A 25,744-nucleotide genomic window follows, 5' to 3' on the forward strand; every position below is an offset into this window, starting at 1 on the left:
ATGGGTGACGAGTTAGGTTGGAGTCCGGTCCCTCCGTCTCTGATTCAGCCTTACCATTCGAGAGGAGGGGGGACGCCATTCAGGTTTTCGAGTTCGTCGGCGGATAAAGGTTCTTCGGAAAACACGACGCGGATGTCGGTGGTCGGGCCGGTTCCGTTTGTGAAGAGGGCCAGCATCCGGGTGCCGGGGTTTGGGGCGTCCCACTCGTTGGGAGGCGTCGCGGTATCGACGATTTCGAAGGCGGCCCCTTCCGGCGAGAGGAGTCGGGCATGGATGGTTCGACCTTTGTTCCGCAGGATCGCCTTCCCGCCGTCGAGTTCGACCTCGGCTTCGGTCAACATACCCCAACGGACGGTCTGGTTTTCGGCGAGTCCCTGGATTTCGTCATAGAGGAGGAGAAACCGGTCGTCGACGATGCGGGCGCCCCGGATCGCCCGCTCGATGGAGTCTTTGTAGACGGGAGTCATGTCGATGACGGTGAACGGAGCGTCGGTGGCGTCCGAGAAGCGAAGGATCGGCGCGAATTCGTCGACCCGTTGCTGCCGGCCGTCGATGACGAGGGTATTGTGACTGAACGTGTTGTAACGAAAAACCTTCCAGCGGTCCGAATTTTGGGACCGATCCCAGATGGTCATCCCGCGGGATTCGAGCGCATGGTAGTCCTGCATGCCGAGATCGCTCGTCCAGCGCACCCCTTGCCAGTCGAGGACGAACGAACCGATATCCATTTGGCCGTGGTTGACGGAAGGCTTGCCGCCTTTGATGCCGATGAAGAGGGCGTTGTTGTCCCAGGAAGTCCGGTGCACAGCGATGGGGTTGTGGCCGTCGCCGAGCCAATGCAGCGGCAGCTCCTCGGCGTCGACGTCGGCGAGCTCCGGATCGAGCCAAAGCATGGCGAGTGGTTGAAAGCGGTCAGAATGCCGGTCCGGAGCGATCGAGGGCGGGTTCGCCGGGTCGAGCCGCTCTCGTTCGCGGGCGTCGAGGCCGATGTTCCCGGCTTCCCGGGCGAACCAGTGGAGAGCCGGCTGAGACTCAACCCCGTCGCCACCGGTGGCGTAGTTGAAGTAGCGTCCGGTCGGTCCGATGACCACGTTGATGAAAGTGGCGGTTTCCTGGAAGGCGGGATAATTTTCGAGATTCCAGGTTTCCCCCAGCGCCGACCTGAGGACGGAAAGAAGAATGACCTGGTAATGGGTCCCGTAACTCCAATAACCGGGGCCTTCGGGGTAGGCTCCGTGTGGGCGGGCGGCGTCGAGCGGACGATGAATGTTGGCAAAGGTCTCTTGCAGAAATCCGACGGTCAGTTCCGGCTCGTGGTCGGCGACGGCCAGGGCTCCCGCCATCATCCCGGAGTAACAGACCTGGTTCCAGTTGTTGTTCCCGTGCTTCCACCGATGCTCGCCGAGTCCGGGCCGCAGCCCCTTTTCGATGATCGCGCGGCGCAGGGTGGCGCGGTCAATTTCCGAGAGATCATGGTAGAGCCAGTCGTAACCGACGGCCACCGCGAAGGTCATTTCCGCCGTATCCAAAAAATGGGACGGATTCCAATTTGGGAAACCGGCGGCGTTCAAGAGTTCTTCCCGAGCCCGCTCGAAGTGACGTTCCTCTCCATCGAGGCGGTAAATGACTCCGAGGGTCAGCACCCGCTTTACTACGGCCCGGGAGACGTCGAGCAGGCGGCGTCCTTCCACATGATATTCCGCGACCGGGAGATCCATCATCCCATCGGCGGTGGTCCGCAACGCGGCATGGAGCGCCTGGAGTTCGGGACTCGACTCCAAATGACGCTGGATCCGTTTCCAGTCTTCGGTGGTGGCGAGGATGCGGGGGTGGTCTTCCCGGAGGTAGCCTTGGAGGTTCTCCTTGGTGAACTCCGCCGGGAAGGTCAGATAATCGTCGGGCGAGGCGTTTGAATTACAGGACATGACGATAAGTAGAACCAGACCAAGAGCGTGGAGTCGAATCGGTGATTTAAACATTGGTCTGAAGGGGAGGTTGAGTGGACGGTCGCCACGGTTGAACGACCGCATCGCGGGGATCCGCTTTTTGTCCCCATTCGCCGTAATCGAGAGACGGGCCCGGATCGGGCGCGGTTTCGGACCCGGTCAGGTGGAGCTCGCCCGGTTTCATGGTGGCATCCGCCGCGCATTCGGGAAGGAGGAGGAGTTGCAAGGAGGAGATCTTCCGTTGCGGAAAGGCGTGCCATTTCTGTTGGCCGATGGTCTTGCCCGCGGCGATTTCCTCTCCTGTTTCTCCATCGAGGAGACGGTAGCCGTAGATCCTTTGGCCCTGGGATATTTCTTCCCGGAGAACGATGTGATCGAACGGGGCCGGGGAGGGTAGTCGGCACTTGAACCCCCCTTCGACCGGTCGCCAATCGAGGGTGGTGGGCCGTGCGAAGCGTCGACCGATTTCGTCGGTCGCTTCGTGAAGACGGGCGACGTCGGCGGAGTCGAGGAGACCATCGCGGTTGGGTCCGAGATTGAGCAGGAGGTTCGCACCGTAACCGATCGATCGATACAGGATGGCGAGAAGGTGATCGCGGCTCTTTAAGGTGTGGAGATCGTCGTCCTGCCAGAACCAGTTCCGGCGGATCGCGACGTCGCACTCCGGCGGCATATATTGGAGGGGACCGCGGGCCTCGGTCTCATCGGTGAAGGCGGATTGGGCGGTTTCGCTGACCGCGTAAAGACAGGGATCGGCGGCGAGTCCGTCTTCGTTGCCAATCCAGCGAATGGTCGGGCGGCCCATGTTGAAGACGATCGCCCCCGGTTGATGGAGGTCGATCACTCCCATGATGCGCTCCCAATCGTAGGTGCGGCCCTCGGAACCGGCGCCATCGAGCCAGATCTCGAAGAGTTCGCCGTAGCGGGTGCAAAGCTCCGTCATTTGGGCAAGGTAGAAATCGTCGTAAGCCTTCGCATCCCCGTAGCAGGCGGCGTTTCGGTCCCAGGGCGAAAGGTAGAGCCCGAAGTGGAGTCCGCCGGCCTCGCAGGCTTTGGCGACTTCGCCCACCACGTCAAAACGACAAGAGGAGGACGCGACCGAGTAGGCGGTAGTGGCGGTCGGCCAGAGGCAGAAGCCATCGTGATGTTTGGCGGTGAGAATGAGGTATTGCATGCCCGCCCGCCTGGCGGCGTCGACCCATTGGGCCGGGTCGAAGCGACTCGGATGGAAGCTCTCCGGCGGAAGCTGTCCGGCGCTCCATTCCTTGCTGTGAAAGGTATTGATGCCAAAATGGCAAAACATCCCGAAGGCGGCTTCCTGCCATTTCAGTTGGGCATTCGAAGGAGTGGGAATGTGGTCGCGGTTCCAAGTTTGCATAATAGGCGTGTGCCGGGCGTTTGACGGGATCGCCCGCACGGTTTTCGGATTCACGTCCGGTCTTCGAAGCGGTGCGGATATCCCGGAGGGCGCGGACCGAGTGAAAATCGGGCTGAAATTGACGAAAACCGGGTGAATCCCCGTCTTTTGTGAACGTTAGGAAATACTTCTAGACAGGGCTCGGGCCGATGTCTAGAAAAAGATTGGAATTCAAATTGAAATAGTGGTGAATCTTCCCGGAAGATTCGAGGCGGAGCCTCTTTGGAGTGCTCCGCGTCTCCGCGGAGCTTTCGTGCGCGCGGAAGGGTTCCGACCGTCGAATAACTTTCGAGCGCGCGGCCACCGCCGACCATTCCGAAAGCGGTGCGGGGACGCACCAGCACTCCAAAGCGCTTCGCGCGAAAACCTGATCGCCCTCCAACCCGCATGGACAGTGAAGTTTCATGAGCCCGGGGAACAACGTGGCATGAAACTTTCTCGCCACTGGGAGGGATGGCATCCTGCCGTCCGCCGTCGGCGTCGGTTTCAGAAGAAGGTCGGCTGGAAGCCAACCCTCCGATTTGGTCCTTCCGGCCCGCTCAGGGGACCGTGTCTGTCGAGAGAGTCTGCGGTGGACGAGTCAAGGAGATCCGCTGGAAGCTTCCGAAGCGCAGAAGGGCGGCTTCTTTTTGGGTGGCGGCGATGTTTTCATTCGGAGTCCAGAGCGTATAGCGGGCGGGAAAACGGCTGAGGCTGAAGTTGCGGAGGCCGCGTATTTCGATATTGGATATGGCGTCGGCTTTGATGCCGTAGAGCGGTTCCCGCCGGGTGGCGGAGGTGCGGTAAAGATAGAGATTGGCGAAGAGGATGTTGTGACAGTTTTCCATTAGGATCGGAAGAGAATCCTCCTCCTCGCGATCGCATTGGGCGTGTTCGGTTTGCAGTCCGTAAAACTCCCAGTTCCGGACGTTTCGCAGGATCATTTCCGTGCCTTCCTTGTGTTCCAGAGAGACCAGATACATGCGACCGGGAACAGATGTATCGGTGATTTTGAGACTGGTTGGAGGAGCGAAATGCGACATGCAGATGTTCTTGAACACGCCTCCACCTCCCTCGATCCAAAGACCGAGCGCCTGGCCGCGACCGCGCGGGAGATCCCGGTCCGCCCAGTTGATCCAGAAATCGCCGAGGTAGCTTTCCGGCCCGGATTGCCAGTGGAGGGCGAGGGCGCCGGGGTTGAGGCGAGGGAAGAACCCGATGCCGGCGATGAAGTTGGTTCCATCCGCGGGGGTGCGGACCATGGGGAGGGGATTTTGCGGATCCTCGAAGCCGGGGGTGCCTGCCGCGAGGACGATCTGGACCGAGCGGGGGTGCAGGCCGATCAGATTCGTCTGGGGCCGGAGTTCGAGGGTGTCGCTGATCAGGTAGCGACCCCGGGGAAAGTAAAGGGTGTCGGCTTGGGCGACGGCTTTCCGGAGGGCTTCAGTATCGTTGGTTTCACCGTCTCCCGCCGCACCAAATCGGGTCACGCAAGTCCAGGAGTCGGGAGCAGGAAAGGGAGGAATGTCGCTCGCGGAGAGGGCGGGCAGGGCCTGGAGGGGACGGATGCCTTCGATGCGTTGTTCGACTGGGCTCGGCTCTCCGGGGAGTTCCAGGTGAACCCCGTGAGTTGCCCGGCTGACGAAGAACCGTTCCAGGGGGGGGCCGGAGAGGGTCGCGCCGCCTCGGGCTTTGATCAAGGTGGGGACACTGGCAAAAGCGGAGTCGACGATAAAGGCCTGTTGCTGGCCGCTGTTGCGGTGGTCGAACTCGATGAGGGCGGCAGCGACGTTTTCGAAGCGGGAATCTTCGATGTAGATGCGCTCGACTTGACCCGGGCGGGTGACGATACCCCTCGGGGTGTTGCGGATGACGCACCGGATCAGAGTGGGGCCAACGGCGTTGACCTCCAGAGCGGAGACCGCCTGGCCGTCGAAGGTGGAGTCGAGGATCAAGGTTTGCCAACTGACGGTTCCTCCACGGATTCCGTAGTCGCCGCCGAAGATGCGGACATTGGTGATCTCGCTGCCGAGCCGTTCGATTCCGGTGTTGCCCGGAGAAAGGTGCATGTCGATGTCCCGCAGGTAGCATCCCTGGGCGGCGTCGAAACGGATGGCGGTGGCGGAAGGGTTTCCTTTCTCGATCCGGATGTCGATGTTGTCGACGGCGGAGTAGAAGGTGTCGTTTCCCTGCAAGCCCTCCTGGGGGGCGAAGTCGATCACCGCTTTCCGCCGGTCTCCGTCCCAGCCGGGGGTGTTGGCTGAGAGAAGGAAGGTCGGTCGCTCCTCGCCGTAGCCGATGATGCGCATTCCCTTGGGCAAACGGACCGTGTCGGTGACGCGGTAAGTGCCGGGCGGAATCAGCAGGACGGAGCCTTGGCGCCGGGCGGTCTCGATTCCCTCGGAGATCGCAGCGGTGTCGTCGGCCGATCCGTCGCCGACGACTCCAAACCGTTCAGGTGTCAGGGCGAGGTAGCCGGTGTCGTGCGGGAAGGCGAAACCTTCGGGTGATTCGGGGTCGCTGTGGGCGTTAGCGGAAAGGGCCGCGGCGAGGAGGGAGGTGAAGAGGGCGTGGAGCTTCCAGCGGCCGAAAGAATGCATGGAGAAGGAGAGATCGTGTTTCTAAGGGAGCCGCGAAGAAGCGCAAGATGCACAAAAAAGAGAGGAGTCATGAAAGGCTCGATCGTGCGCATTCACTGAGGACGGCTGGCGCGGAGGTGAACGAAGAGGCGGTCGTGGCCTGAAGCTTCGATCTCGGCTTCGATGTGCTCGTGGGTCTCCGTGGTCTCGAGGACGGTGGTCGTGATTCCGGACGTCTCCCAGGAGGCGAGATCGGGCGACCAGCGGAGGAGGGCATCGACATCCGGGGCTTCACGCGAGCGCCAGTAGCGAACCGTGAACGTTTCGCCGTTGCTCTCAAGGGCCTGGGTAAAGATTCCGGTGGCCGGTTCCCACGGGTGGAGTCCGAGATAATACTTGAGCAAATTAGAAACCTGGTCGCCCTCCGGGGTGGCGGAGTCGCCGCTGATCGATTCGTCGGTCAGCTGGTCTTCGGTGAAGTGGGCCTCGCGCCAGGCTTCCCAAGTCCGGGCGGGCGTCTCCGGGAAGTAGCGGACGATCAAGTGGGGATGGTGGTCCGCTGCCTGCCGGGAGTTGATCAGCACGTTGGGAATCACCGACTGTTCGGCGATCACCGCGAAACTGACGAAGCTTTCCCCCGCGTCGTGGCGGGAGCGAACATACTCGGTGACGTCGAACTCATACCAGAGACCGGTGGTGCCGGTGACGGTTTGGGGTTCGGTGAGCGCCGCGCCGAAGGAGGGTTTGTTGTTCCAGGTGATCGTCGACTCATCCCAGGAGGCGACGGTCATTCCGCGAATGGTGATGTTGCAGGAGGCCGAGTCGCTCATCCGGGCAAAGAGGCGAAGGGTGACCGAGGCGATGGTGTCGATCTCTTCGAGATTCATTTTGATGAACCCCTGGCGGGTGAATCCGACAGCTCCGCCCGATTGCTTTATTTCGAGGGGTGAGACCGATCCGTAGTTGTTATTTGCGTAGGTGCCATCCCGGACGAAAGCGTCAGCGACGGAAACGAGGGTCAGGATCTCCGCCCCGGTGGTGATGGAGGCGACATTGGAGGGATTGGATTCACCGTCGGCGTTGAAGGCGAGAACGCGGTATTGGTAGGCGGCGGAGGGCAGGCCGGAGTCGGAGTAGGAGCGGGCGGCGGCGTTGAGCGTCGCGATCCCTTCGAAGGGGGCGCCGTCGGCCGAGCGTTCAATCCGGAATCCCTCTTCCTCACCCGGAGTGTAGTTCCATTGCAATTCGATCTCGTCGGCGCTGAGGTCGCGAACCTGGAGATGCGTTGGCGGGGCGAGCGCGCCAGCCTCGTAAGGGAAAGCGCCGAGGTCGCTGCCATCGTGGCCGGCGTCCCGGGCCGGACTGGCGGCGAGAAGACGGAAATCCTTCCGCGCCGGGTCGGCGAAGCGGGGATCGGCCCAGATCGAGTTGAGCTCGAGGCCGTGCGACTGATGCTCCGCCAAGGTGCGGGAGCGGATGCCGCCGGTGATGAAGAACTCGTCGCCGAGATAGGGGTGATTGGGACTCAGGAAGAAGAGGTTGTAGTCCGAGATATTGGGAGCGTAGGGAATGTCCGGGAGTTCCCCGTAAACTTCGGGCAGGTTGTCGCTGGTGTCTTTGGCATCGCGGAGGACGACCCAGCTCTTGGCGTAGCGGAGGTTTTGATTGTCGACGACGATGTTGTTGCGGATCGTGTTGGCGTAGGCGCTCATTTCCCAACCTTCGCTCCAGCGAGCGATGTAGCTGGTCAACTCCAGGGCGGAGTCGGGCTGGCCCCAGAAGGTGTTGTTTTCGATGACGTTTCCGATCGAGGCAGCGATCGCCAGGCCGGCACCGCCGTTTCCGTAAATGAGCGTGTCGCGCACGGTGGTGCGAAAGGCGATCTCAATGCGGATGCCTTGTGCGACGTTGTCGCGGATGACGCTGTTCATGAGAACGTTGTCGTGGCAGCGGGGGCCGTCCACCCACCAACCCATGCCATTGTTTTCGGCGGAGTAGACGCGGTTGAAGACATTGCGGCGGCTGGAGGCGATCTTCATGACCGCTTCCCAGCCGATGTCGAATTCCTTGCCGGGATGGCGATTGTTCCGTTTGTAGGTGATGTCCTCAAAGTAGCTGTCGTGACAGGCGGCAATGTGAGGGCCATTTTGGCCGTTGTCGTTAAGTTCAAGACGACGGACGGTATGGTGGCTCCCGGCGATGGAGAAAGCGGTTCCGGCCATCCAGGAGACGGATACGTCCTCGATCAGGATGTGGTCGCCGTGGGTGCCCGGCGTTCCACCGTAAGGCCGGCGGATACGCATGGCGGCGTTTTGCTGGGATCCGCTGGCGAGATGCACGAGTTGCAGGCCGCGGATGACGAGATGGCTGTTGCCCCAGCTCGCGATCAGGGGGTTGCTCTGGGAGGTTCCTTCCATCAGATGGTTAGCTGGATGGGCGCCTCCGGGAAGCCAGACATAGACCATCCGCCCGGAGGATTCAGGGTCGATGTAGTAGCTGTTTTCCTTCATCCAATCGAGGCGCGGCACTTCCTCCATAATCGCACCGTCCATGAAGAAACGGTTTTGCGGCTTGTTGCCGCGGTGCGGTGGGTCGCTTACGTTTGGATCCAGGTAGCGGGGATCGTAGGAGCCAAAATAGAAACTCCAGGGAGCCTTGTAGATGTTTCCTTCATGATGCACCCAGGTGGCGGGATCGACCGGAGTGGATCCTTTGAGGATGACCTTGGCCCCTGGTTCGGCCTGGAGGGTGATCGGGTTGCCGGGAGTCCCGCTTCCCCGGAACTGGGCGTGTTCGTTGCGGTAAACCCCTTCGCGGACGGTGACAGTGTCGCCTGGTTGGATTGCCTGCTGCAAGGCATGGCGAATCGTCCGGAACGGTTGTTCGAAAGTGCCGGGATTGTTGTTGTTGCCATCGGGACTAACCCAATATTCGCTCGCGGAGGAAACGGAGGGGGGGAGGCAGGCGAAGAGAGCCAGCACGAGCGTGACGAACGCGAATGGGGACATGTTTTTTGGTCTGTTCATGTGGTGAGATAATGGGTGCGTGGATTACCCGGCGGAGGCATCCACGGGAGCATTCCCGGGCGGGCGCGTCAACGAGATGCGTTGAATGGATCGGGCGTTGGATACGAAGGATTGATTTTCGGACGCGGTGAAAACCTCGCCGTCGAAATCGATGACGGTTCCCGGAACGTGGGCGAGTTGGAAGGTGGGGGTGTCGGTGGCGTCGTCGTGCAGACGGAGGAAATCTTCGATGAGAAACTGGTCCATCCGGGTGTGCAGCGTCAATAGGGGGATCTCATTGGATTTTGATTTGGCCACCCGGAGGTTGCGGATCCGGATGTTCCGCAAAGATCCGACGCCGTCCGGGAAGGGCGGGTTGGCTTCGTCGAAAAGCGGCACCCGGCAGCCCCGGGCGCCATCGCAGTTGATCGCCGCGATCGAGCAGGAGCCTTCGATGCCGTGGATGGTGACGTCCTCAATCGGAGAGGCAACGCTGAGCAGGCGGACGAAACTGTGACAATCCTCCGCCCGGAGCTTTTCGATCCGGATCCGGCGGATCGGGCCGCATCGCATCCCGCGGACCTCCGTCCGGGTGAGCGCGTCGTCGGCGTTGAGGGCGACCAGATCGTCGCCGGTGACGCCGGGATGCAGTCCTGCGATGTCGCGGATCAGGCCATCTTCGCAATCTCCGCCTAAATGAATGCCGTCGTTGTTGGGACGTGGATTCGTGGAGGCGAAGCGGATGGAGGTGAAGGCGAAATCCCGGACGGCGGTTATCCGGAGGAAATAGGCCTCGGCGTTTTCGAGGGTGAGATCATCGATTTTGAGTCCCCGGACATTTTCGAAATGGAACATGCATCCGGTGTAACCGTTGGCAAAAAGATCGCCCGGAACCCGGGGGTTTCCCCGGTTGTTGCCGTTCCAAATGCCCCCTCTGATTTCGATCGATCGGTTGCCGCCCGCCGGATCGGCGTTGGTAAGAAGGTAGTCATCCCGTTGGGTGCAGGCGCCATCGGCGAGGATGAAACGGGCTTCGGGATCCGCCTGTAAATGGCGTTCCGAGGGGATTCGAAGGGCCCGGTTGAGTCGGTAGAGGCCGGGCGGGACGAATATGGAAGGATATCGGTCAATCGCCGCCTGCAAGGCAGGAGCGGCGTCGTCAATTCCGTTGGCCGGGGCCGAGACCAGATGATGATGTGAGACATTTGAATTCATGGGAATCATTCAAGCGAAGGCCAAGCGGACCGACTTCGAATATTGCGACCTTGGGCGAATTGGACTTGTATTTTGATCCCTTAATGTAAACGTTGGGACTGACTAGGTGGCAAGCGTCGATTTGTGCAAAACAGGTGGACAGTTTGGCTTTTGGTTGATAGACAGCTTCTTTCATCTGGAAGCTGAAGGCAGAAAAAATCCGCCCCGAAAGCGGTCGATCTTCGAAATTCTTTCCTCAAATTATGAATACTCTCCCTGAAAAAGAACCCGCGACTGATGCCCCTTCCGAGGGAGTCGCGTTGGTGCCCCGGAAATATTGGTTGGCCTTCGTGTTGCTTACCAGCTGCTTCGCGCTCTGGGGGTTGGCGAACAACATGACCGACGTCTTGCTCGCGACGTTCCGCCGGATCATGAGCATGACGGATTTTCAGACCTCCTGGATTCAGGTCGCCTTTTACGGATCGTATTTTTGCCTGGCCCTGCCGGCCGCTCTGTTCATCCGGCGCTATTCCTACAAGGCGGGCGTTCTGCTCGGATTGGGAACCTTCGCCGCCGGGGCGTTGTTGTTTTACCCCGCCAGTCAGACGATGGTTTACGGTCACTTCCTGGTGGCCCTGTTCGTGTTGGCGGCGGGCTTGTCGATTCTTGAGACGTCAGCCAATCCGTATGTGATCGCGATGGGGCCCGAGCGATCGGCGACACAACGGTTGAACCTGGCGCAGTCGTTCAACCCGATCGGTTCGATCACCGGGGTGATTATCGGGCAGGTCTTTATTTTGTCACATCTCGACATCGCGGGGGAGGAGGAGCGACGGGCGATGGAGCCGGCCGCGTTGCGGGAGATCCAGCAAGTCGAACTGAACGCGGTGATGACGCCATATGTCACAATCGCTTTGATCATCATCGGTGTCTGGCTGGTGATTGCGCTGACCCGTTTCCCCGAGGGCTCGGAGGCGATCGGAAAGGTATCGCTCAAGGCGACTCTCAAACGGTTGTTCCGGACGCGCCATTATTGTTACGGCGTGATCGCCCAGTTCTTTTACGTCGGAGCGCAGATCGGTGTCTGGTCATTCACCATCCGATACGTTCAGGAAAACCTGGATCTGCGGGAGGCGGCGGCGGCGAATTACTATCTCGCGTCGATCATACTCTTCTCGATCAGTCGGTTCGTCTGCACCGCCTTGATGAAGGTCATCGCTCCCCACACGCTCTTGTGGGTGCTGGCGGTGGCCGGGGTCGGTTTGTCGGTCGTGGTGATGACGAGCGAAGGTTATACGGGAGTGTACGCGCTGGTCGGGATCTCGGCCTGTATGTCATTGATGTTCCCGACGATCTACGGACTGGCTTTGCATGGACTCGGCGAAGCGACGAAGATCGGTGCCTCCGGCCTGATCATGGCGATCATCGGCGGCGCCGTTTTGACGGCGATCCAGGGCCAGGTGTCGGACATGTTTGGCATTCACTTTGCCTACGTCGTTCCCCTGGTCTGTTTCCTGGTGATCGCCCTGTATGGTCTCCGCGGGTACAAGGCCGACGCGAGTTCGTCGGCCTGACCCATTGGATCCTTCTCACCAGCCGGCGGCGGTGTAGGGATGGACGAAGCCGTCGACCCAGCGGTGGGGGTAGAGGGCGACGCGGTTTCCGTGGAGAGTCAGTGACGGGCCGTCGAGGCGGCTGCCGTTTTGATTCACCACCAGGGCCGCGCGGACCAGGCCGATTTTTTTGCGGCTCCAGCCGGTTTCGAAATCGCTCTCGTCGAGGGTGGTTTCGAAGAGGCCGGTCGAGGAGTCGCGCCGGATGACGGCGGGCAGTTCCGCTTCTTTCGTTTCCGCGAAGACCGCGATCCGCCCGTGAGGAAGGCGGCGGGTGATCCAGTTGTTTTCGTATATCGAATCGCGGAAGAAGAGTTCCCCCCGGGTGATACCCCAGCCGTCTTCACCGTCAGGACGTTCGGCCCGGAAGGTATTGGCGCGCTCGACCACCTTGGAGTCGTCGACCGGATGATGGGCGATCTCGCTTCGCTCCGGATCGGGCCGCTCCGCGTTCGCCAGGTAATGGAGCAGGTTGTCGACGATCCGGGTGGCGGCCGGATCGGTGCCGTAGCGGTTGCTGACGTCGAGCATGCAGAAAATCATCCGTCCGTGGCCGCGGGTGACCTCCAACAGCGGGCTTTCGTGCAGGTTGAAACCGGAGACCGCCAGCGCCCGGACCGAGCCGGTCTGCGGGCGGATCAAGGTCCGGGTGGCGACGGCGTTTTCCGTCGTGACATGCCAAATACGATCCGGAAACTTTTTCAGACTGGAGGTGATCGCCCCGACTTCGCCATGGGGATCGAGGTTGCTCTTGCCGGACCAGTAGGTGAGGTCGCGGGGGCCGAGGCCGTCGAAGGCGGGGTGGCCGGGGGCGGCCTTGAAGACGCGGCGCGGGCGGACGTGTTCGGTTTTCATCCCGAAGAGATTTTCCACATCTTGTTCCAATACGAGAAGCCGGAGTCCTTCCTCGACCAGGTGGTCAAGATCGATGGCCCGGATCAGGCGCTCGTTTTCGAATTCGTGATCTCGCTGGGCGTCGACGAAGAAACGCCGGGGAATCACCAGCAGGTCGTCGGCTCCGGGCAATTCGGCTTCGCCCGCCTGGATCGAGGCGACGTCCGGCAGGCGGCGGGCGTTTCGGATGCCGGCGGACTGGAGCATCTCGCGCAGTTCGTTGTTCGGTCCCGGGTGGGCGTACCAGACCCGGCCGCCGAAAGTCCAGTCGCTCGGGCGGTGCCGGGGGAACGCGGTGAAGGTGAACTCGTCCTCCAGGTGCGATTGGCGCGGTTCGTCGGTTTCCATTTGTATCCGGAAAGTGAATTCGGTTCGTTCGTCGACATCCGGGAGGTCGAAGCGGATCGGCAGGCGGTCGAGTGCGCGCATTCCGGGTTCGACGGTCAATCGGAGGTCGTCCTCCTTGAGGGTCGATCCGCTCTCGTTGGTCAGTTGCCAGGTACCGCGGAGTTCGAACCGGTCATGGTAGTCGCTCAGGACCACGACCTGTTTTTTGACGGTGTCGCCGGCATAAAAGAGATGATCCTTGTTGTAGACATTGCCCTCCCCGCCGCCGATGTAGGCGAGCAGAGGAGCGATGCCGCGGTAGTAGGCCTCGCCTCCCTTGAGCCGGGTGTCGACGCCGGGGAGCGGGAAGGTGCTGCCTGGCGGATTGTGCATGTTGCCGGTCACCCGGCTGAGGCCGGGGCGGCGGGGATCGCGGTGATGGGGCGCGCCGATCCGTTCCTCGGAGGTGCGTCGATCGGAAAGGGTGTAGCCCTCGCGCAGGATCCAGTGGGCCTGGCCGCTGACGCCGGCGGTGCGCCATCCGCGCCAGACGCGTTCGACGTTTTCGGCGGTCAATCGCTGATACGGTTCGGAAGGAACATGGCCGTAGTAGGGAGTCCGATGCCACCGTCGCAGGGCGCCGTCGCTCTCCTGGAGGAACACCTCGTCGCCGAACAGGCGGGCCGCGTTTTCAATATGGATCGCCGGGTAGATGGCGGATTGCGGCATCTGATGGGGGGAGCGGCGAAGGAACTGGTGGCCATGGAACGGCATGCCGAATTCGCTCGGCCAGAGCACCTTTTCGCTCGGGCCTTCGGAGTAATGTTTGAAGAACTGTTCCCGTTCCTGGAGATCGAGATCGTCGCAGAGGTAACGGGTGGAGAATTCGAGCGGAACGTCCGGTTGGTTCTGGGCGGCGACCGGACGATGGGGATCGAGGCGCCGGACGAATTCGTGGGAACGGTCGGCCCGGTGGTAGCGGAGACGGTTGTTTTCCGGATTCTGATTCCCCGGCCAGTAATCCCACGGATTGCGGACGACTCCCTGCAACTCCGAGTGGAGGGTGAACCGGCTCCAGGGTGAGCCAATCAACCAACTCATGATCGACGGATGTTCGCGCCAGCGGCGGATCACCCGGTCCAGGCGCTCCTGGCTCTCCCGGTAGGCGGCGAGATCGCCGGCGACCAGCATGTGGTCACCCCCGTCGTCGCCGGCCTCGCCGGGACGGAGAGCCGGGGCGATGTCGAGGGGGATGTTCAGGCCCCCGATGATTTGGTAGGAGAGGATCATTCCGAGTTCGTCGGCCGCTTCGAGACCGACGTTGGCGCGGACCCGCCAACCGGAGTGGATGCCGATGTCTTTCATCGCTTCCATCACCGACCAGGCCTGTTCCCGGGTGGTGTTGGTGGCGCCGAGCAACCAGGCCCACATGTCGCCGGAGAAATGGAGAGGGACGCCGTTGAGGACCATTTGTTTCCCCTCCTGCCAGACCTCGCGGAAGCCGAAACGGCGGGGGAGGACCTTGTCGGTGGTGGCCCCGTTTTCGTCGATCAATTCGACCGTGTACCAGTAGAGATTCGGATCCCATTGGGACCAGAGGCGGGGGTTCTCCCATGGTTTGCGGAGGGAGGTTTTCCATTGGCCCCGCTCATCGGCGACGATCGGTTGATCGGCTTCGAGGGTGAGGACGAGGTTGCTGGTTTCGGCGTCGTCGAAGATCCGGACGACCGGTCGGACTCCGCTGGCGGGCGCCGCGCGGCCGGCGAGGTCGATGTTGACCTCCCTGTCGCGGTAGGAGGTGGTGATGTAAGTGTCATCAATGGCGGTCTCGCCCCGGGGGAAGCTGAAAAGCCAGACATCGCCCCGGACAAGGCCGGTGGTGATGCTCAGGCGCTGGGGGCCATCGGTGATCAGTTCCTCCGGCACTTCGATCAGGACCAGTGGAGCGACTGCCCGGACCTCGGCGATCCGTTCACCGTTCCAATAGACGGAACCATCCTCGGAGAAGTTGTCGACTTCGAGGACCAGCCGCCGCGACTCCCAGCCCTCCGGGAGGTCGATATTGCGGCTGTAAGTATATCCCGAATACGGACCCCACGCCTCGGGGATCGCGATCCGTTCGAGGGGCGCGTCCTCGGAAGCCCGCGCTTCCCACCAGGCGTTTAGAATCACGTCGCCGCGGAAACCGTTGTCCCGCAGGTGTTCTTCCGGAAGTTCCCATTCTTCCGGAGCGACCGGGCTCGCTGCGGTGGCGGAAGCGACGGGGACAAGGCAAAGTGCACCGAAGGCCAGGGGACGCCAGAATGCTGTCCAGTTATAAAATCCCATAGCGATTAATTTGTATTCGATTGCTGATTACCAGATGTTGGACGTGTAGGGATGGACGAATTCCTCGACCCACTCGTACGGGTAGAGCGGGAGGGATTGTCCGTGATGGCGGAGGCCGGGACCTTCGTCGGAGCCGCCCCCCTGGTTGATGCGCAGGGCGGCATGGATCCAGGCGGCCTTCCGCTTCATCCAGCCCGTCTCGAAGAGATCCGGGTGGAAGGTGGTGGCGAACTTATCGCCTTCGCGGCGGATGACCGATGGATAACCATGCTCGTTTTCCGTTTCCGCGAGAACGGGGAATTCGCGGTCGGGAAGGTTGCGGGTGATCTGGTTGTTGTTGTAGATCGCCTCGCGATTGAAGAGTTCCCCCTGGGTGATTCCCCAGCCGTCTTCACCTTCCGGAACCGCGCCGCGGAAGAACGGTTGCAAGAGGGAAACCCCTTCGGCGTCCGGATCGAGGGTGACGATCTCGGAACGGTTCGGGGCGGCCTCCGGCGCGCTCGTGAGGTAGGCGAACAGGTTGTCGACCAGGCGGGTGGCGGCGGGGTCTTTGCCATAGCGGTTGGTCACGTCGAACTGGCAGAAGATGATGCGGCCTTTGCCGATGGCGACTTCCAGCAACGGGCTCTCCTGGAGGTCGAATCCGCTGACCGCGAGGGCGCGGGCGGCCCCGACCTGGGGACGCACGAGGGTGCGGGAGGCGACGGCGTTGGTGTTGGAAGTATGCCAGACCCGTTCCGGCCAGCGCTGTTCGGTGGCACTGTAGGGAGTGATCGCCGGGTCGAGATCGGAGGAGCCGCTCCAGTAGCTGAGATCGGAATCGGTCAGACCCTCGAAGACCGGGTGTCCCTCGGCGGCGATAAACGCGCGGCGGGGACGGATGCTCTCGGTCTGGATGCCGAGGATGTTGTTCAACGGCTGTTCGAAGACCACCACCCGGAGGCCATCGCGGACCAATTGGTCGAAGTTCATCGCCTTCAACGTCCGCAGGACGAGTTCCCGGTCGCCTTGTCCGGTCGGAAGGGTGGCGCGGGGGATGATCAGGATGTCACCAGGCTTCGGATACCCTTCCTCCGAGCGAATGCGTTGCGGAAGCGGATCGGCGCCGCGCCGGTTGACCTGGCGGTGGAGGACCATCGCGGCGTCGGGGTTGTAGCCATGGTATTCGAAGGTGGCCATCCCCTGGACCAGTTTCGCGTCGATGCCGGCCGCCCGAAGCATCTCCTGGTTGTCGCGATTGATGAAAAACTGGGGGGACTCGTGGGTGTAGTCGTCGCTGATGTTCACGGTCCAGATGTCGCCGTCGAATTCGATTTCCGGAGTGGTGTGCTCCGGGAAAACGGTGATCGCGAAGGTGTCGTCGAGCTTGGTCCGGGCGGGGATGTACTCTGCGTTGGCCGGCTTCACTTCGAGGGTGAAGGCGGTCCGTTCGCTGACCTCGGGGGCTTGGAATTCGATCGGGAAATCGGTGAGCGCGCGGCGTCCCGCGCCAACCGTTCCCCGGATTTCGCCCGATTCAACGCTATTTCCGTCGGGATCGCGCAGATTCCAGACGACGTCGATCTCGGCGGGCGAGTCGAAGTCGTTGACGACGATGTAGGCCTTGCGAACCTCGTCGCCGGCGAAGAAGAGATGATCCTTGTGGGTGAAGAACGAGTCTGGACCTCCGATGTATCCAAGAACCGGCATCACCGCCCGGAGGTAAGCCTGGGCGGCCGGGCCCGGTTCGTCGTATTCGACATTTGGAAACGCGTGGGTCAGCCCTTTGCGGTCTTCGCTCGGTTGGATCGCGTGGATGTTGTAGGCGTTTTCGCGGAAGACGTGGTGGGTGGAGAAGTTGACCCCGTAGGTGCGGTAGGAGCGGAGGACGTTTTCGATGTTGATCGCATAGAGCCGTTGAGAGGCGGGCCATCCCATCAGTTGATAGAACGTGTGGCGGCCCCAACGGGAGAAGTTGGCGTCCTCTTCTTCGCGGTAGGCCTCCGGGCCGACCAGGCGGGCGAGGTTCTCGAGATGAATCTTGGGCCAGACGCCGCCCTGGGGCATTTGGTGGGCGATGTAGCGGATGAACTGGTGTCCGGCGAACGGGACGCCGACCTCGGACGGCCAGACAACATTGCGGTCGGGTCCGGAACGGAACCAGAAATCGTAGAATTCCTCGCGCTCCTGCAAATCGAGGTTGTCGCACAGGTAGAGGGTCGAAACCTGGATCGGAGAGAAGGGGCCGTTGTGGGAAGCGACGGCGCGGGTCGGATCGATCTCGACGGCCATTTCGACCAGTTCGCGGAAGATCTCCTGCCCCTCGCGGGGAGGTCCGAAGAAGCGGTTCAGCGGAAAGTGGTCCCAGGTATTGAAGTCCTGGCCGGTGTATTCCGGGTGCATCGCGGCGAGACTGTAGGGGGCGGCGGACGACCAGGCGATGATGGAGGGGTGCTCCCGGAGATCTCGGATCCGTTGAGCGACCTCTTCGCGGCGTTCGTCGCCATCCATCCGGGTCAGGCCGGACCGGGGGTCCCAGATGTTGAGACGGACGAAGCTGCCGACGTTGGTGATCGAAACGATCCCGGTTTCATCGGCGGCCTTGAGATGCTCGGGGCGGTGCAGGCGGGCGCCCGAGAACCCCATCGCCTGCACCTGTTGCATCGCGAGGACGGCTTCGTCGTGATCCTGAGGGATCGCGTACATCGCCCAGACATCGTCGACCACGGTGACGGGGTCGCCGTTGAGAATGAACTGGCCGTCCTCGATCCAGATCTCCCGGAGTCCGACCCGGCGGGCACCAGTCGCAGCGGTCTCACCGTCGACCGTGGCTTCGGCCACGTAGTAATAGAGGTCCGGGGATTGCCGGGTCCAGGTTTCCAGACCATCGAGGGAAGTCGCGAGGCTGCCCGACCACGAACCGTTTTCGTCGGCGGAGAAAGTTTTTGGGGAAAACTCCCGGACCGGGCGGGATGCCTCGGCATCCTCGTAGAGCGTCGCGGAGAGGACGATCTCCGCGCGCGGGGAAGCCGATCCGGCGAGGTCGATGGTTACGGTTTGGTTCCGCCACGATGTTTGGAGGAACGAGTCCTCGATGGCGGGCGCGGCGGTCGCGACGGTGGCCGCGGCGGCGCAGAGCATGGTAAGGCCGAGCCACGCTCGGCGGGCGGAATTATGGAGGGATTTCATGAGCATAAATGTTAGGTGTTCAGGTTTTGACCGTCACCGGCCTGAGTCAGGGAGTCTTGATTTCGACCCGGACGAATTTCCGGTCGTCCAGTGCCTCGCTGGTCCAGGTCGCGATCTCTCCGGCATTGCCCGGATCGGTGGCGACGTGGTTCCAGTGAATCAGGTCGGTGGATACGTGGATTTCATAGGTGAGGTCCGGATGGGCCCGGAAAAAGGAGAGGCTCAAGCGGTCGTCTTCGGTGACGCGGACGACGGGGGCGGAGTCGGGCAAGGAAAAGGCGAAACGGAGGAGGTTCGGTCGCCCGGCCGGTGACGCGAGCGTCGAAGAAATGGAAGGATCTCGGTATTGGGCGGCCGTAAATTCTTCCGCCGCCCATTGATCGTAGGGTCTGAGCACCAGCGAACGCTCGGCGATGAGGATGGGTGAATCGTAGACCGGGACCTCCGAGAGGACCAACTGGTCCTCGGAGAAAGTAATGGAATCCGCGGGGAAAGCGTGGATATTTCCTGTCCGCAAATCGACCCAGACCGGATCCTCGAACCCGGCGGCGGGGAGTGTGAATGTGTAGTCGTTGAAGGGTCGATTGTGGGCCGGGGTGGAACCGCCGATCCAGGCCGTGATCAGCCGGCGTCCGTCCGGGTGTTCGTGACGGAAGACATTGAGGCTGGAGGGACCGTTGTGGCTCACCGGCCAGCCGGACCCGAGGCCGATGGTGTGGTCGAAAATCGAATACACGTGCTGGGCCGCGTGGTAGGCCTCTTTCGGGCGGATGACCTCCTGTGTGACCGGGTCGGTGAGGAGAATGCCTTTGTCGTTGTTGGCGCTGTCGTACTGCATGTCCGCGATGGCGAAGAGGCTGTTGGGGATTCCGCGTCCGTGGTCGCCCATCATGCGGCGCAGATTCCATTTGGCCTGGGTTTGTTCGGTCCAGTCGAAGTTGGTCAACGCCCCGAAGCCGCCCCGGCGGGAGGGGGCTCCGTTTTCGCCCTGCCGGATGGTGATCCGCGGGTCGTATGCCGCGATGTCGTCGCGCAGTCTTTGGACGTCGTTGTAATGCTGCTCCGGGTTGAGCACGTATTGGTGGTAGCTGATTTCGTCGACGAGGTGGAGTTTGTCGACTTCTTCGAGGTTGCTCAGGAAACCGTTGAGGAAGGAGAAATTGATGCCGGCGAAGGCGATGGCGATAAGGCGGGCCTCCGGTTGAATTCCCCGGATAATTTCGGCCGAGCGGATGTAGAGGTCGGTATAGTCGGCGAGGGAGACATGGCCGACCGGCTCGTTCCAGATCTCCCATTCGTGGATGACATCCTGGTAACGTTCAACCATCGCCGCCAGCCACGCGTCCCAGGCCGCCTTGGCGACCTCGGACGTCGGCGCGCCGCCGAAGAGCCGGGCCTCGCCGCCCCCGGGATAAATGGGATTGCCGTAGGAGACGTTCATCCAGGGCCGGACCCCTCGGGCGATGGCATCGAAAACCGGTTCGTCGAGCCAATCCCAATCATAAACTCCGGGAGATTGTTCCGTGCGAGCCCATCCGGCCTGGACGCGGTTCGATTTGGCGCCGAGGTTGCCGAGATACTCTCGGTAGTGTTCGTAAACCGCGAAACCGCGGTCGAGGGTCTCGGTTCCGATGGACCACATGGAGGAGTGGATCTCTTTGGAAGGACGCGGGCGGACGTGGCCGAGGAGGGGAAACGGGCGGATGGTGAAGGTTCCGGAAACAGCGGGGCTGGGGGCGAGTTCGGTCAAGAAAGCGCGCGCCCGGACCGTGGTGGTCTGTTCGATTTGAATCGGCGCCGTGTAGAGTTCGGAAGAATCGTCCGGCATGGAGCCATCCAAGGTGAAGCGAATCTCATGCGCGGGGGAGTGCGTCTCCAGCTTGACGCGGACAAAACCCAAGTAGTCGCCCGGTTCGGTGACGAAGAGCGGGGGCGGCGCCGATGGCTCCCCGTCAACCAGCAGTTCGCCGGGTTGCCGGACGGAGGAGGAGAGGCGAACCTCATCGATCAGGCCGATCCATCGCTGGCGGTTTCGGTCGTAGGCGCCGATGGTGAAGGCCCCGGTGCCGGGGTGGAGACTCGGAAGATCGTGGCTGACCTCGGTGGTGACCAGGCCGGAGCCGTCCTCGAGATTTCGATACATGAAGCGGACCTGCCCCGGGGCGAAGCTCGCGGCGACGTAGCTATCGGTGTGAGGAGGGAGGGGCAGGCCCGAACCGATGACGGTCAACGTTTGGCCGTCGGGGCTGGCGAGGAGAAACAATTCGCCGGGCGAGGTGCCCGCGGGGGGATTCGAGCCGGCGACGGCGAGACCCCATGAGCGTTGGTTGGCGTTGTCGGAAAACTCCCAGCGGGCGGCGATGTAGAGGGATTGCGATGAAGTCGCCGTCCGGCGGACGAGGGCCTCGATCGTGAAACTCTCCGGGGTCGCCAACGCGGAGTTATGTTCGCGCAGGAAATTCCCGGAACCGGCGAACGAGGCGGCTTGGTGATTCTGCACCGGCGGATCGGCCAGGGTTCGGGGGAAAGCGGCACCCCCGCCGGATGACGGCAGGGGGTGGGCGGAGGGAGCCGAACCGGTCGTGCCGAGAGAGAGACCATGGGGACCGGAATCGTTCGCGAATCCCGGATCCGCCTCGAACCGCCAGTGTCCGGAAGTAGAGCCCTGGGTCGTCGCGAAAAGGGGAAGCGCCTGAAAAAGCAGGACGATCAGAAGGAGGTGAAAACGATTCATCGAAGCACAATATGCGAAGGGAGACCGGAGGGCGTCATAAGGTGCCTGGGAGACTGAGAGTCCGACGGAAAAGAGTCAATGCAAATCCTAACGTTCACATTAACTCGTTTGGCGGAGCCGGGGCTGATTTTTTGCGGGAAAAGGGATTTTTGCCTGGGAGGGATGGCATCCTGCCGTCCTGCGGTGAGTATGTCTCCTGCTGAAGCGGAGGCACTGGTGGTCGGCTGGAAGCCAACCCTCCGATTTGGTGGTGGTGTTGGGAGATTACCGGGAGGGGTGGCATCCTGCCGCCCGGCGTTGGCATCGGTTGCGGCGTGACCGCCGTGTTCGGTCGGCTGGAAGCCAACCCTCCGATTTTGATGGGGGCGCGGTCCCGGCTGGAAGGTTGGAATCATTCGGCGGTGACTTTCAGACGGAGGAAGAGTTGGGCTGAATCGTCCTGGGTGATCTCGGCTTCGACATGTTCCTGGTTGCCGACCCGTTCCGTGATCCTTTCGATGATTCCTTCGCTCGACCAGGAGGAGAGGTCGGAAGACCATTGCACGGTGCCGGTGGTGCCGCGGGCGGTGACGGCGCGCCAGTAGCTGAAGGTCGCCTTTCCGGAGTCGGGAGAATGGCGGAGGACCGGAAGGCCGGCGGAGCGATCGACCCGGGGATCGAGTCCGAGGTGGTATTTCACGAGGTTGGCGACGCCGTCGTTCAGGAGGGAGGCGGCCGGATCCGAACGGAGGGGATCATTTCGTTCCGCGGAGGTGAAATAGGTTTCGAGCCAGCGGGAAAAGCCGCCGAAGGCGCCGGTGGGAGGTTCGGGTTCGCCGGCGAAGATGCGAATGGCGTAGAGGGTGTTCCAGTTGTTCGAGCTGTTTCCGAAACCGGTCATCCGGACGAAGCGGGCGTCGATCCGGTCGAATGAATACAGCTCCGGTTGCTCGGTCGTGCCGCTGCTGGAGCCATCGAAAACCTGGGTGAAGGATTCGCCGTCGGTGCTGACGGAGAGGTTGAAAAAGGATCGTCGCTGGTGGCCGTTGAACCAGGCGATGGAGACCGCCTGGACCGGAACCACCGAACCGAGGTCGACCTGGAGCCACTGGCCGGGTCCCTCGGCGGCCCATCGGCTGGAAGGGTCGTCGTAGTCGATCGCTTCGTTGGGCGAGCGGGTGGAACCGTCGCTGCCGGTCGCCCGGAGCGGCGGCAGCATCGCGCCGTGGCCCGGGATCTGGCTGGCATCCATGATCGCCCGGACCACCGCCGGGCCGTGGGCTTCGGGGAAGAGGTTGATCGCGGAGAGGCGTCCGGCGAAGGTCGGGTTGGCGTCGGCCTGGGCCTTGGCCAGGGTCACCGGGGCGGAGTTGGAAGGAAGCCGGGAGGCGGTGATGGAGCCGGTCCGGTCGAGTTGGCCGTTGACGTAGATGCGGGCGCGTTCCGCGGCCGGATAGTTGCCGTTGAAGACGACCGCGATGTGGTACCATTGGTTGTTGGAGAAAACCTGGTTGGTCGAGATCCGGTTTCCGCTGGAAGCGAGGTCGACGTAGAGCCGGTTTCCGCTGCCGAAGAAGAGGGAGAAAGTCGGAGTCGAGGCGGTGGTCCGTTTGGAGAGAAGAAAACGATTGGAGTCGTCAAGGCTCTCCGGACGGACCCAGGCGGCGAGAGTGAGTGTATCCAAATTGTCGAGCAGGCCGTGGACCTCCGCTTCGGCGGCGACGCCGCCATCGAGTTCGACAACGTGTCCGCGGGCCGGATCGTCGGTCCAGGAAGGGAGGGAGGCGAAGTGGAAATGAGCGCCGTTGCCGGACCGGTCTAGGGCGGTGGTTCCGGCGGCTTCGTTGAAACGCCAGTCGGCGAGCGAGACGGGAGCATACCGGCGGGGCGCCTCGGCGGTGATGATGGAAACCTCGTTCGACCACTCGGACGCGCCGGCCAGGCTGCGGGCACGGATCCGGTAAGTGTAGGGAGTGAGTCCGATCAAGTTTTGGTCGGAGAAGGAGTTCGTCGGCGGCTGAAGGGAGGCGACCGGCTCCCAGGGGGAGAGTCCGCTGCGCCGGACGATTTCGAAGGAGTCGAAGGCATCGTTCGGGGAAGTCCAGGCCAGATCGACTTCGGTCGGGGAGATGGGTGCGGCTGCAAGGTTGGAGGGAGGCGGGGGTGGCAGGGCGGATTCGGCTACCGTGATCAGCTGCGGGCGATGGTCCGGGAGGTTGTGTTCGCGGGAGGCGAATTCGCTGTTGCTGCCGGACCCGCCGGTCATCCGGGTGAGGGCGAACGTGACCGGACCGCGGGGGGCGTTGTTGAGGAATTCGAGCAAGGCCTGGCTTTCGAAGTAAACGGAGTCTCCGACTTGGAAGTCGCCCGGGACGGTGACATCCATGATGAAGCGGGCCTGGCCGCCGTTGGCGGTTCCGGACCCGGTGAGAAGAAGGTTGCCGCTGCCGGTCTGGTTGGCCGGAGCGTTGTTCCAGGTGATCTCGGTTTCGCCCCAGTTTTCTCCCAGTTTGCCATTGCCGGGGGTGGTTCCCGGGTTGAGGGCGTAGAGGCGGAAAACCATCCCGTTGGCGAGATCGCCGGAGGCCCAGTCGAGGCGATGGAATGTCATCCGGAGAGCCGCGCGTCGTAGTGGTTCGTCCAGGTCGCGGATGTCGAAGCGGAGGTAGGCTTTGCGGCTGCCGTGCTGTTTGACATTGAGAAATTGGTGGTGGCCGTAGTTGTTATCTGGATTTCCGCCCACGACGAAGGCGTCGGCGGACGGAGGAAGCAGGTAATCCGGTCCGGTGAGCGCGGAGACCGGAAGCGACCAATCCGAGGCGGTTCCGTCGCCGAAGAGCGCGCGGACGCGATAGATGTAGCGGGAGTTCGCGGTCAGACCGGTGTCCTCGAAGGAGCGTTCCGCGGCTACGGTCGCGGCGAGGGGATTCCAGGATTCCTGGCCTGGATCGCGCCGTTGGATTTCCCATCCGGCGGCGCCGTCGGTCTGGTCCCGCCAGTTGAGCCGGATCCGGGCGAAGGAGAGGGCTTTGGCGCTGGGGCGGGGGACTTCGGCGAGGGAAATGCGGTAGATGGAGCCGCGGTCGACATAGGAGGCTCCTTCAATATTGCTTTGGTAAAGGCCGGGGTCGAAGGAGAGGTAGAATTCGGAGTCGAGTTGATCGATCCGTTGGGCGCGAGCTCCGGCGCTCGGAGTGACCACGCGGAAGGCTTCGCTCCAGTTGGTGCCGTCGGTGGTTTCGAGGAGGCGGGCGAGGAAGCGGCCCTGGTTCGGGCCGGAGTTGATCGGGTCGTTGACGAGCGCGCGCAACACGCCGTCGCGCGGGTGCGCCACGTAGGCGACCCGGTTGGCGGCGACGCCGGGAACGCCGGTGAAGGTGACTTGCGAAACTTGCACCTGGGGCTCCATTTGGGTGATGCGCCAGAGGCGGTTGGAGACGACGTAGAAAACGGAGTCGGCGAATTGGCGCTCGTAAACATGGAAGAAGCTCCGGGGATTGACGAACTCCAGCGGGTTGCTGAGCCAGTAGCTTTCCGGGAATCCGGCGGCGTCCATGTTGTCGTAAACCTTTTCGAAGTCATGTCCGTTGGAGCCGGGGAAGCGATAGATCGGATTTCCCTCTTTCGAGGGCATGGCGTAGACTTTGCCGTCGAATTCGATGTAACGTTGGACGTTGAAGTTGATCGTCCCGGTGTCGGCGGTGGCGAGGCGCCAGGTTTCGCCGTAATCCTCGCTGATGGAGACCTGAATGAACTGGTCACCGGTGCGGGTGGTGGTGGCGATGAATTTGCCGTCGAAGTAGTAGGCGTCGCGGTTGTGACCGGAGGCGGCGATGTCCCAGTCAGGGAGGGGATTCTGCTGGGCGAGGTTGAGAAAACGGACGTGCCACTCGCCATCCCGATAGAAATGGATGTTCGCTCCGACCCGGTCGTGGTCCTCGTCGTTGACCAGGAGCAGGTCGTCGAAAATCCGGAACTGTTTGAACTCCTCCTGGTGGGTGCGATGGATCGCGAGGTTGAAGCGGGATTCCTCCGGGACCCAGGACCATAGGTCGGTTCCCCCGCGGTTGTCGGAGGAACCGCCGGCGATCCAGACCTGACCGTCGCGATGGATCAGTTCGAAGATTTTCTGAGGATCGTTGAACGCGCCGGTTGGCGAACCGAAGCGACTGGTGAACGGATTGCCGAGTCGTTCGAGGCGGTCGGTGTAGTCGGGAACGCTGGCGTGGAGGGTGAAAGGCAGCCCGCTCCAAGAGAGGGCTGCGAGGAGGAGAATCGAGAGATTACGCATATCGGGGAGCGTCCTTGACGATGGGTTGGTTTGGCTGGGTTGTTTATACTCTTAAACGAAGGATTCTTGCCGCAAAAAGGCACAAAAGTCGCAAAGACTGAACTTGGATTCTTCGTCACTGGGAGGGATGGCATCCTGCCGTCCGCCGTCGGCATCGGTCTGAGCAGAAGGTCGGCTGGAAGCCAACCCTCCGATTTGGGCCTGTAATTCGTTCATCGAAGGAGGTTCACCCTATCCCGTGCTTTTTTGCGTTTCTTGCTCTTCTTTGCGGCCATTCCACCTGCGGAGCT

General features: G+C 62.1%; 10 protein-coding genes. 1 reads left to right on the forward strand and 9 read right to left on the reverse strand.

What is annotated here, in order from left to right; all coding sequences use genetic code 11:
* Positions 1-50: 50 nt before the first annotated feature.
* The 5 genes from ACWUI2_RS11280 to ACWUI2_RS11300 form a co-directional block, all read right to left on the reverse strand.
* The gene (locus ACWUI2_RS11280; protein WP_486982950.1) at positions 51-1,925 is read right to left on the reverse strand and encodes a heparinase II/III domain-containing protein; all 1,875 of its coding nucleotides are present in this window, start codon (positions 1,923-1,925) and stop codon (positions 51-53) included.
* A gap of 46 nt (positions 1,926-1,971) precedes the next feature.
* On the reverse strand, positions 1,972-3,324 hold the full coding sequence (locus ACWUI2_RS11285) for an alpha-L-fucosidase (protein ID WP_486982951.1): 1,353 nt from the start codon (positions 3,322-3,324) through the stop codon (positions 1,972-1,974).
* A gap of 578 nt (positions 3,325-3,902) precedes the next feature.
* A complete protein-coding gene (locus ACWUI2_RS11290; RefSeq protein WP_486982952.1) occupies positions 3,903-5,942 on the reverse strand; it encodes a glycosyl hydrolase family 28-related protein in 2,040 nt (679 codons plus the stop codon).
* 92 nt (positions 5,943-6,034) lie between these two features.
* Complete coding sequence (locus ACWUI2_RS11295) at positions 6,035-8,947, reverse strand: CBM96 family carbohydrate-binding protein (RefSeq protein ID WP_486982953.1); 2,913 nt, start codon at positions 8,945-8,947, stop codon at positions 6,035-6,037.
* A gap of 24 nt (positions 8,948-8,971) precedes the next feature.
* The gene (locus ACWUI2_RS11300) at positions 8,972-10,141 is read right to left on the reverse strand and encodes a glycoside hydrolase family protein (RefSeq protein ID WP_486982954.1); all 1,170 of its coding nucleotides are present in this window, start codon (positions 10,139-10,141) and stop codon (positions 8,972-8,974) included.
* A gap of 242 nt (positions 10,142-10,383) precedes the next feature.
* Here ACWUI2_RS11300 and fucP point away from each other — a divergent pair, with 242 nt between their 5' ends.
* The gene (fucP, locus tag ACWUI2_RS11305) at positions 10,384-11,694 is read left to right on the forward strand and encodes an L-fucose:H+ symporter permease (protein WP_486982955.1); all 1,311 of its coding nucleotides are present in this window, start codon (positions 10,384-10,386) and stop codon (positions 11,692-11,694) included.
* A 15-nt stretch (positions 11,695-11,709) separates the two neighbouring features.
* Here fucP and ACWUI2_RS11310 read toward each other — a convergent pair whose 3' ends face one another.
* The 4 genes from ACWUI2_RS11310 to ACWUI2_RS11325 all read right to left on the reverse strand — a co-directional run bounded on the left by ACWUI2_RS11310 (position 11,710) and on the right by ACWUI2_RS11325 (position 25,454).
* The gene (locus tag ACWUI2_RS11310) at positions 11,710-15,282 is read right to left on the reverse strand and encodes a glycoside hydrolase family 2 protein (RefSeq protein WP_486982956.1); all 3,573 of its coding nucleotides are present in this window, start codon (positions 15,280-15,282) and stop codon (positions 11,710-11,712) included.
* A 27-nt stretch (positions 15,283-15,309) separates the two neighbouring features.
* Complete coding sequence (locus tag ACWUI2_RS11315) at positions 15,310-18,450, reverse strand: hypothetical protein (RefSeq protein WP_486982957.1); 3,141 nt, start codon at positions 18,448-18,450, stop codon at positions 15,310-15,312.
* A 46-nt stretch (positions 18,451-18,496) separates the two neighbouring features.
* The gene (locus ACWUI2_RS11320) at positions 18,497-21,184 is read right to left on the reverse strand and encodes a chitobiase/beta-hexosaminidase C-terminal domain-containing protein (RefSeq protein WP_486982958.1); all 2,688 of its coding nucleotides are present in this window, start codon (positions 21,182-21,184) and stop codon (positions 18,497-18,499) included.
* A gap of 391 nt (positions 21,185-21,575) precedes the next feature.
* Positions 21,576-25,454, reverse strand: a complete 3,879-nt coding sequence (locus ACWUI2_RS11325; protein ID WP_486982959.1) for a LamG-like jellyroll fold domain-containing protein — start codon at positions 25,452-25,454, stop codon at positions 21,576-21,578.
* Positions 25,455-25,744 lie beyond the last annotated feature (290 nt).

The sequence above is a fragment of the Verruconatronum alginivorum genome (assembly GCF_056590205.1).